Genomic DNA, 6,598 nt, shown 5'->3' with positions numbered 1-6,598 from the left:
CGAAGAAGGCTCCGGCGAAGAAGGCCCCCGCGAAGAAGGCGCCCGCCAAGAAGGCAGCGGCCAAGAAGGCAGCGGCCAGGAAGCCCGCCCCCACGCCGGCACCCAATCCGACCGCGGGCGTGTACAAGGTCGTACGCGCCCTGTGGCTGGGTGTCGCGCACGCCGTCGGAGCGATGTTCCGCGGCCTGGGGCGGGGCGCGAAGGGGCTCGACCCGGCGCACCGCAAGGACGGCCTTGCGCTCCTGCTGCTCGCTCTCTCACTGATCGTCGCCGCGGGCACCTGGGCCAATCTGCGCGGTCCCGTCGGTGACCTCGTCGAGATGCTGGTGACCGGTGCCTTCGGCCGCCTCGACCTGCTCGTGCCGATCCTGCTCGCCGCGATCGCCGTGCGCCTGATACTGCACCCGGAACAGCCGGAGGCCAACGGCCGTATCGTCATCGGCCTGTCGGCGCTCGTCGTCGGCGTGCTCGGCCAGGTGCACGTCGCCTGCGGCGAGCCCGCCCGCAGCGACGGCATGCAGGCGATAAGGGACGCCGGCGGGCTCATCGGCTGGGGTGCGGCGACCCCGCTGACGTACACCATGGGCGACGTCCTTGCCGTCCCGCTGCTCGTCCTGCTCACGTTCTTCGGCCTGCTCGTGGTCACCGCCACCCCCGTCACCGCCATCCCGCAGCGGCTGCGGCTGCTGGGCGTGCGGCTCGGGATCGTGCACGACCCCGCGAACGGCATCCGCACCGAGGACGACGAGCGCTACGACGAGCAGTGGCGCGAGGCGCTGCCCCGCTCCCGGCGGCGCGGGCCGGTCGACGCACCGTACGACGCGGACGCGGCCGAGCAGGAGGCGCTCTCGGAGCGCCGCAGCCGCCCCCGCCGCCCCGCCATGGGCCGGCAGATGGACGCGGTGGACGTCGCGGCGGCGGCCGCCGCCGCTCTCGACGGCGCTGTTCTGCACGGCATGCCGCCCTCCCCGATCGTCGCCGACCTCACCCAGGGGGTGAGCACAGGGGACCCCGAGTCGACGACGCCGACGCCCGTACCGGCCGCACGTCCCCAACAGGACAAGCCCAAGGCCGACTCCGTGGTGCCCGACCTGACCAAGGCGGCACCTCAGGCGCCCCGTGACCTGCCGCCGCGCGCCGAGCAGCTCCAGCTGTCCGGCGATATCACCTACTCCCTGCCTTCGCTCGACCTCCTCGCGCGCGGCGGCCCCGGCAAGGCGCGCAGCGCCGCCAACGACGCCATCGTCGCCTCCCTCACGAACGTCTTCACCGAGTTCAAGGTCGACGCGGCCGTCACCGGCTTCACCCGCGGTCCGACGGTCACCCGGTACGAGGTGGAGCTGGGCCCCGCCGTGAAGGTCGAGCGGATCACCGCGCTCACCAAGAACATCGCGTACGCCGTCGCCAGCCCCGACGTGCGGATCATCAGCCCGATCCCCGGCAAGTCCGCGGTCGGCATCGAGATCCCGAACACCGACCGCGAGATGGTCAACCTCGGCGACGTGCTGCGCCTCGCCGACTCAGCCGAGGACGCCGACCCCATGCTGGTCGCCTTCGGCAAGGACGTCGAGGGCGGCTATGTGATGCACAGCCTGGCCAAGATGCCGCACATGCTCGTCGCCGGAGCGACGGGCTCCGGCAAGTCGTCCTGCATCAACTGCCTGATCACCTCGATCATGATCCGCGCGACCCCGGAGGACGTGCGCATGGTCCTCGTCGACCCCAAGCGCGTCGAGCTGACCGCGTACGAGGGCATCCCGCACCTGATCACGCCGATCATCACCAATCCCAAACGGGCCGCCGAGGCGCTCCAGTGGGTGGTACGGGAGATGGACCTGCGCTACGACGACCTCGCGGCGTACGGCTTCCGGCACATCGACGACTTCAACGAGGCCATCAGGAACGGCAAGGTCAAGCCGCCCGAGGGCAGCGAGCGTGAACTGCACCCCTACCCGTACCTGTTGGTGATCGTCGACGAACTGGCCGACCTGATGATGGTCGCGCCGCGGGACGTCGAGGACGCGATCGTGCGCATCACGCAGCTCGCCCGCGCGGCCGGTATCCACCTGGTGCTCGCGACACAGCGGCCGTCCGTGGACGTCGTCACCGGTCTGATCAAGGCGAACGTGCCCTCCCGGCTCGCGTTCGCCACCTCCTCGCTGGCCGACTCGCGCGTCATCCTCGACCAACCCGGCGCCGAGAAGCTGATCGGCAAGGGCGACGGGCTCTTCCTGCCGATGGGCGCGAACAAGCCGACCCGTATGCAGGGCGCGTTCGTGACCGAGGAGGAGGTCGCGGCCGTCGTCCGGCACTGCAAGGAGCAGATGGCGCCCGCCTTCCGGGACGACGTCGTCGTGGGGAGCCAGAAGAAGAAGGAGATCGACGAGGACATCGGCGACGACCTCGACCTGCTGTGCCAGGCGGCCGAACTGGTCGTCTCCACGCAGTTCGGGTCCACCTCGATGCTCCAGCGCAAGCTGCGCGTCGGCTTCGCCAAGGCCGGACGACTGATGGACCTCATGGAGTCGCGGAACATCGTCGGGCCCAGCGAGGGATCCAAGGCACGTGACGTTCTGGTGAAACCCGATGAACTGGACGGTGTGCTCGCCCTGATTCGCGGGGAGCCTCAACCGTAGGGATCCGGGCGGTTCCCGGTCCGCCCTGTGAGCGGGTCGCCCGGGCGCGGTCGTCGACACCCGGCGCCGCGCTCGGCCATTCGGCCGTGACCTACCCGTAAGTGCTCTGTGAGCAACCCTTTCCCGCTGGGATACGTCAAGCTGAACGAGGGAACAGGTATATGTCCCGCCATCAGGATGACCGGCCATTCTGATGGAGTACAAAGTCCTACCGTCCGGTTGCCCCACCCTTTCGTCACCGCCCTAGACTGACCTTCCAGCACAGGTGGCTACACCCTCGAAAGGCGCCCCCCGTGTCCATCGGCAACTTCCCTGAGGACGAGCGTCCGTTCGAAGACGATCGTGAACAAGCCCCCACGTCGGATCGCCCCTCGGTCGGCCGTGCCCTGAAACAGGCGCGCGTCGCGGCCGGGCTGACCGTCGAGGACATCAGCCACGCCACCCGGGTCCGCGTCGCCATCGTGCACGCGATCGAACGGGACGACTTCGCGCCCTGTGGCGGCGACGTCTACGCCCGCGGTCACGTGCGCGCGCTCGCGCGTGCGGTCCACCTCGACCCGGAGCCGCTGATCGAGCAGTACGCGGCCGAGCACGGCGCGCGGCCCGCTCCGCCTCCGACCGCTCCGCTCTTCGAGGCGGAACGTCTCCGCCCCGAGCGGCGCGGGCCCAACTGGACCGCGGCGATGGTCGCGGCGATCGTCGTCGTGATCGGCTTCGTGGGCTTCACCATGATCAAGGGGACCGGCGGCGGGCACGGCGCGAAACCGCAGGGAGCCAAGGGCTCGATGCCGACCGCCGCGAAGTCCTCCTCGCCCTCGCCCAAGAGCAGCAAGCCCGCGGAACACAAGCCCGAGCCGTCCGACAGCGCCATCGCGGCCGCGCCCCGGGACAAGGTCACCGTCCAGGTGAGCGCCACCGACGGCCGCAGCTGGATCTCCGCCAAGGACCACAACGGCCGGACGCTCTTCGACGGGCTGCTCAAGAAGGGCGACTCGCAGACCTTCCAGGACAAGGAGAAGGTCGACCTGGTCCTCGGGGACGCGGGCGCCATCCAGCTGTACGTCAACGGCAAGAAGATCCAGGACGACTTCCGGCCCGGCCAGGTCGAGCGTCTGACCTACACCAAGGGCGACCCGGTGGCCGGATGACGGACGCCGTGGCGCCCGGAGAGTGCCCGAGCGGTACTCAGAGGCCCTGTACCGACGGGGTTGGTCAAGATCGGCCAACCCCGTCGACAAGGGCTGTCAGCGGGACGAAGTAGTCTTGAGCCCATGCCTGAACGCCGTACCGTCGCACTCGTCACTCTTGGCTGCGCCCGTAACGAGGTGGACTCGGAGGAGCTCGCAGGCCGTTTGGAGGCGGACGGCTGGCAACTCGTCGAGGACGCCGCGGACGCGGATGTCGCTGTCGTGAACACGTGCGGCTTCGTCGATGCCGCGAAGAAGGACTCCGTCGACGCCCTGCTGGAGGCCAACGACCTCAAGGACCACGGCAGAACGCAGGCCGTGGTGGCCGTGGGCTGCATGGCCGAGCGGTACGGCAAGGAACTCGCCGAGGCCCTCCCGGAGGCCGACGGCGTGCTCGGTTTCGACGACTACACGAACATCTCGGACCGGCTCCAGACCATCCTGAACGGCGGCATCCACGCGTCGCACACCCCGCGCGACCGGCGCAAGCTGCTGCCGATCAGTCCCGTGGAGCGGCAGTCCGCCTCCGACGTGGCGCTTCCCGGACACGGCGCCCCGACGGACCTCCCCGAGGGCGTGGCCCCGCAGTCCGGTCCCCGTGCGCCTCTGCGCCGCCGGCTGGACGGATCCCCCGTCGCCTCGGTGAAGCTTGCCTCGGGCTGCGACCGGCGGTGCTCCTTCTGCGCTATTCCGTCCTTCCGCGGCTCCTTCATCTCGCGCCGCCCGAGCGATGTGCTGAACGAGACGCGCTGGCTGGCCGAGCAGGGCGTCAAGGAGATCATGCTGGTCTCCGAGAACAACACCTCGTACGGCAAGGATCTGGGCGACATCCGCCTCCTGGAGTCCCTGCTGCCGGAGCTCGCCGAGGTGGACGGCATCGAGCGTGTCCGCGTCAGCTATCTGCAGCCCGCCGAGATGCGGCCCGGGCTCATCGACGTGCTCACCTCCACCCCGAAGGTCGCGCCCTACTTCGACCTGTCCTTCCAGCACTCCGCGCCCGACGTGCTGCGCGCGATGCGGCGCTTCGGCGACACCGACCGCTTCCTGGAGTTGCTCGACACCATCAGGAGCAAGGCACCGCAGGCCGGTGTGCGCTCCAACTTCATCGTGGGCTTCCCCGGCGAGTCCGAGGCCGACCTGGCCGAGCTGGAGCGCTTCCTGAACGGCGCGCGGCTGGACGCGATCGGCGTCTTCGGGTACTCCGACGAGGACGGCACGGAGGCGGCGACGTACGAGAACAAGCTCGATGCGGACGTCGTCGCCGAGCGACTGGCCCGTGTATCCCGCCTGGCCGAGGAGCTTGTGTCGCAGCGCGCCGAGGAGCGCGTCGGCGAGACCGTGCAGGTGCTTGTGGAGTCCGTCGACGAGGAGGAGGGCGCGTACGGCCGTGCCGCGCACCAGGCGCCCGAGACGGACGGCCAGGTGTTGTTCACGGGGCGCGAAGGTCTGGTCGTCGGCCGTATGGTCGAGGCGAAGGTGATCGGTACGGAGGGGGTCGATCTGGTGGCCGAGCCGCTCGCGGGCTCGCTCGGGCGTCCTGAGGAGGCGGGCAGATGACCGGAGTCCCGGCATCCGCGACAGGTGGCTCCTCGAGTACGCGGGGTGCCGCGTCGGGTGGACGGGGCGGCAAACTGACGGCCGCCGCGGTCAACCAGGCCAGCGTCTGGAACGTCGCGAACCTCCTGACCATGCTCCGCCTGGTCCTCGTACCGGGCTTCGTCGCACTGATGCTGGCCGACGGCGGATACGACCCGGCATGGCGCTCGCTCGCCTGGGCCGCCTTCGCCATCGCCATGATCACCGACCTGTTCGATGGCCATCTGGCGCGCACGTACAACCTCGTCACCGACTTCGGGAAGATCGCCGACCCCATCGCCGACAAGGCGATCATGGGCGCGGCGCTGATCTGCCTGTCCTCCCTCGCCGACCTGCCGTGGTGGGTGACGGGAGTGATCCTCGGCCGCGAGCTGGGGGTCACGCTGCTGCGCTTCCTGGTGATCCGCCACGGCGTGATCCCGGCCAGCCGCGGCGGCAAGCTGAAGACGCTGACGCAGGGCGTGGCCGTCGGCATGTACATCCTCGCGCTCACGGGGTGGCTCGCGACCCTGAGGTTCTGGGTGATGGCCGTCGCGCTCGTCCTGACCATCGTCACCGGACTCGACTATGTGAGACAGGCCGTGGTGCTGCGCCGGCGCAGCATCGCCGAGCACCGGGCCGTGGCCGAGGAGACGGAACGGTGAATTCCCTGGCCGTCGACGTGCTGCGACTCCTGACGGCGAGGGGCGAGACGCTCGCCGTCGCCGAGTCGCTGACCGGTGGTCTGGTGGCCGCCGAGGTCACGGCGGTCGCCGGGGCGTCCAAGGTCTTCCGTGGCTCCGTCACCGCCTACGCCACCGATCTCAAACGGGACGTCCTCGGGGTCGACGGCACCCTGCTGGCCGCGCGCGGTGCGGTGGATCCGCAGGTCGCGGCACAGATGGCGGCCGGCGTACGCAAGGCGCTCGGCGCGGACTGGGGGCTCGCGACGACCGGCGTCGCCGGGCCCGAGCCGCAGGACGGGCAGCCGGTCGGCACGGTCTTCGTGGCCGTGGACGGGCCGTTCGAAGAGGCCTCCGGCGAATTCGGTGGCGGGAAAGTGGCTGCCCTGCGGTTGAACGGCGACCGTGCGGAAATCCGTAGGGAGAGTGTACGGAGCGTACTCGCGCTGCTCCTGAAGGAACTCGCGAGCGAACAGATCGGGAACGAGCGGGCACAGGATACGGAACAGAACGGGGG

The 6,598-nt window shown here is 70.1% G+C and carries 5 protein-coding genes; all 5 read left to right on the top strand.

Annotated features, from left to right (window positions below; all coding sequences use genetic code 11):
* Positions 1-2,636 (top strand): DNA translocase FtsK (locus BIV24_RS30650; protein ID WP_071369732.1); only part of this gene is annotated, 2,636 nt, incomplete at its 5' end.
* Positions 2,637-2,929: 293 nt separating this feature from the next.
* Positions 2,930-3,784, top strand: coding sequence for a helix-turn-helix domain-containing protein (locus BIV24_RS30645; protein ID WP_071369731.1), 855 nt, complete (start codon positions 2,930-2,932; stop codon positions 3,782-3,784).
* 123 nt (positions 3,785-3,907) lie between these two features.
* The gene (rimO, locus tag BIV24_RS30640; protein ID WP_071369730.1) at positions 3,908-5,380 is read left to right on the top strand and encodes a 30S ribosomal protein S12 methylthiotransferase RimO; all 1,473 of its coding nucleotides are present in this window, start codon (positions 3,908-3,910) and stop codon (positions 5,378-5,380) included.
* Positions 5,377-6,063 (top strand): CDP-diacylglycerol--glycerol-3-phosphate 3-phosphatidyltransferase, encoded by a 687-nt coding sequence (pgsA, locus tag BIV24_RS30635; protein ID WP_071369729.1) that lies wholly within the window; start codon positions 5,377-5,379, stop codon positions 6,061-6,063. Before rimO ends, pgsA begins: the two co-directional genes overlap by 4 nt.
* A partial coding sequence (locus BIV24_RS30630; RefSeq protein ID WP_071369728.1) for a CinA family protein occupies positions 6,060-6,598 on the top strand: 539 nt, incomplete at its 3' end. The genes pgsA and BIV24_RS30630, both read left to right, overlap by 4 nt.

Origin of the sequence: Streptomyces colonosanans (assembly GCF_001866645.1) — a bacterium.
Classification (GTDB): domain Bacteria; phylum Actinomycetota; class Actinomycetes; order Streptomycetales; family Streptomycetaceae; genus Streptomyces; species Streptomyces colonosanans.
Note: the sequence above shows the minus strand (reverse complement) of the source record. Positions and strands in the feature narration are given on the sequence as shown.